Source organism: Flavobacterium sp. (genome assembly GCF_043773265.1).
GTDB lineage: Bacteria > Bacteroidota > Bacteroidia > Flavobacteriales > Flavobacteriaceae > Flavobacterium.
This window is the reverse complement of sequence record NZ_JAYVFH010000200.1, coordinates 1-3,115: the sequence shown is the minus strand read 5'-3', so window position 1 is coordinate 3,115 and position 3,115 is coordinate 1. Positions and strand designations below refer to the sequence as shown.

Below are 3,115 nucleotides of genomic sequence, written 5' to 3'. Positions count from 1 at the left end.
TCTGGAACAATGGCGCCAAGTGTTGGAAAAGCTATTGGAATGGGTTATGTGAAAACAGAATTTTCGGCTGTTGATAGTGAAATTTTTATTTTAATTAGAGATAAAAAAATAGCAGCTAAAGTTGCGAAAATGCCATTTTATAAGAAATAGGGTTCAATGGCAATAGCAAAATTCAATTTCAAAAGTCGATTGGAAATTAAAATTCCTAGTTTATGTTCCTTCGACTGCGCTCAGGATGACAGATTAAATATATTATAACATTTATTTTAAATTTGAAATTAATTTTAAAATTAGTGGATAAAAATTAAAATATGCTTTTATAAAAAAGAAAAAAATAAAGAATAAATAAAAATTACAAACAGAATCTGAAACAAGTTCAGATTAAATATATAGAAATGGGAAGAGCATTCGAATTTAGAAAAGGCAGAAAAATGAAACGCTGGTCGGCAATGGCAAAAGCGTTTACAAGAATAGGAAAAGATATTGTAATGGCAGTAAAAGAAGGCGGACCAAATCCAGAAGCTAACTCAAGATTACGTGCTGTTATTCAGAATTCTAAGGCAGTGAATATGCCAAAAGAAAATGTAGAACGCGCTATTAAAAAAGCTACCGATAAAGATACTGCCAACTATAAAGAACAACTTTTTGAAGGTTATGCGCCACACGGAATTGCAATTTTAATAGAAACTGCAACCGATAACAACAACAGAACCGTTGCCAATATTAGAAGTTATTTTAATAAATGTAACGGAACTTTAGGAACTCAAGGTTCGGTAGAATTTATGTTTGATCATACTTGTAATTTTAGAATTCAAAATAACAACCAAGATGTTGAAGAAATGGAATTGGAATTTATAGATTTTGGTGCCGAAGAAATCTTTGCAGACGAAGATGGAATTTTAATTTATGCACCATTTGAAAGTTTTGGAGCCATTCAAAAGGAATTAGAAACTCGTGGAATTGAAATTTTATCCTCTGGATTTGAAAGAATTCCACAAGTAACAAAAAAACTAACCGAAACCGAAATTGCTGATGTTGAAAAACTTATAGAAAAAATTGAAGAAGATGATGATGTGATGAATGTGTATCATACAATGGATGAATCTGAGTAACATTAAATTTTAAATATTAGATATAAACTTCAAGGAAACTTGAAGTTTTTTTTATTTAAAAATAAAACTTAAAGATGTTTTAATAAAAAAGTCTTTTCAAATAAATGAAAAGACTTTTTGTCGGGGTGGCAGGATTCGAACCTGCGACCTCCTGCTCCCAAAGCAGGCGCGATAACCGGGCTACGCTACACCCCGAAATCGAATGCAAATATAAAACTATTAATTAGTTCTCAAAATCTTTTGTTACAATAATTTATTATTATTTTTTTATAGTTTTTTCTAATCTTTTTCATGACAATTTATTTTAATAAAAACTTACATTTGCATTTCAAAAAAATAAAAAAATGTCTGATACAATTGAAAAAATAAAATGTCTAATAATAGGTTCTGGTCCTGCAGGTTATACTGCAGCGATATATGCGGCTAGAGCCAATATGAATCCGGTTTTATATCAAGGAACACAACCTGGTGGACAATTAACTACAACTAATGAAGTTGAAAATTGGCCTGGAAATCCTGAAGGAATTACTGGTCCGCAAATGATGGTAGGAATTCAAGAACAAGCTGAAAGATTTGGTACAGATGTTCGTGATGGTTGGGCTACAAAAGTAGATTTCTCTGGTGAAATTCATAAAGTTTGGATTAATGATACTAAAGAAATTCACTGTGAAACTGTTATAATTAGTACTGGAGCAACTGCAAAATACTTGGGTTTAGAATCTGAACAACATTATTTGAATACTGGTGGTGGCGTTTCTGCCTGTGCTGTTTGCGATGGTTTTTTCTACAGAAACCAAGAAGTTGTGATTGTTGGTGCTGGAGATTCGGCGTGTGAGGAAGCGCATTATTTATCTAAATTGTGTAAAAAAGTTACAATGCTTGTTAGGAGTGAAAAGTTTAGAGCTTCTAAAATTATGGAAGAACGTGTTAAAAAAACAGAGAATATTACTATTTTGATGAATCATGACACGGTTGAAGTTCTTGGTGACGGACAAGTTGTTACTGGTGTGAAAGCTAAAAATAAAACTACAAATGAAATTTTTGATATTCCTGCAACTGGATTTTTTGTAGCCATTGGTCACAAACCAAATACAGAGATTTTTAAAGATTTTTTAACACTCGATGAAACTGGTTATATTGTAAATATTGCTGGAACTTCTAAAACAAATGTTGCTGGAGTTTTTGTTGGTGGTGATGCTGCAGATCATGTTTATAGACAAGCAATTACTGCTGCTGGAACTGGTTGTATGGCTGCTTTGGATGCTGAACGTTATTTGGCTGCTAAGGAGTAATTTTTTAATATTTTATCATAAAGTTTTTTTTTAGAAATATTAATTTAGAATATAAAATATACTAAATAGCCCAGACAGTAATGAAAATAAAAAATGCTTTCCGTGTTGGAAAGCATTTTTTATTGTAATGTATGGCTGGAAAATGGATAGCAAAAACTCGCAAACCATTCGCTCCTAATCGTTCATAGAAATTAAAAACTCATCGTTATTTCTAGTTTTTTTGATTTTATCGTTTATAGTATCCATTGCTTCTACTGGGTTCATGTCGGCTAGAAATTTACGAAGAATCCACATTCTTTTTAATGTTTTATCATCTAGTAATAAATCGTCACGACGTGTGCTTGATGATGTTAAATCGATAGCTGGGAAAATTCTACGGTTTGCAATTTTTCTGTCTAATTGAAGTTCCATATTTCCTGTTCCTTTAAATTCTTCGAAGATTACTTCGTCCATTTTAGAACCAGTTTCGGTTAATGCTGTTGCAATAATGCTTAGTGAACCACCATTTTCAACATTACGAGCAGCTCCGAAGAAACGTTTTGGCTTTTGTAACGCATTGGCATCAACACCTCCACTTAAAACCTTTCCTGATGCTGGTTGCACAGTGTTGTATGCTCTTGCTAAACGTGTAATTGAATCTAATAAAATAACAACATCGTGACCACATTCTACCAAACGTTTTGATTTTTCGAGTACAATATTTGCAATTTT

The 3,115-nt window shown here is 32.2% G+C and carries 4 protein-coding genes and 1 tRNA gene; 3 read left to right on the top strand and 2 right to left on the bottom strand.

Translation table 11 applies throughout. The features are described from left to right. Window positions 1-150 (top strand): glycine cleavage T C-terminal barrel domain-containing protein (locus ACH2BO_RS10780; RefSeq protein WP_395044752.1); only part of this gene is annotated, 150 nt, incomplete at its 5' end. A 245-nt stretch (window positions 151-395) separates the two neighbouring features. Beyond that, entirely contained in the window at window positions 396-1,112 is a 717-nt protein-coding gene (locus tag ACH2BO_RS10775) for a YebC/PmpR family DNA-binding transcriptional regulator (protein WP_395044751.1), read from the top strand. A 120-nt stretch (window positions 1,113-1,232) separates the two neighbouring features. On the opposite strand, the gene ACH2BO_RS10770 is transcribed toward ACH2BO_RS10775, so the two are convergent. Continuing rightward, window positions 1,233-1,307, bottom strand: a tRNA-Pro gene (locus ACH2BO_RS10770). A gap of 149 nt (window positions 1,308-1,456) precedes the next feature. On the opposite strand from ACH2BO_RS10770, the gene trxB reads away from it, so the two are divergent. Next, a complete protein-coding gene (gene trxB / locus ACH2BO_RS10765; RefSeq protein WP_395044750.1) occupies window positions 1,457-2,404 on the top strand; it encodes a thioredoxin-disulfide reductase in 948 nt (315 codons plus the stop codon). 174 nt (window positions 2,405-2,578) lie between these two features. On the opposite strand, the gene rho is transcribed toward trxB, so the two are convergent. Further along, a partial coding sequence (gene rho / locus ACH2BO_RS10760) for a transcription termination factor Rho (protein ID WP_395044749.1) occupies window positions 2,579-3,115 on the bottom strand: 537 nt, incomplete at its 5' end.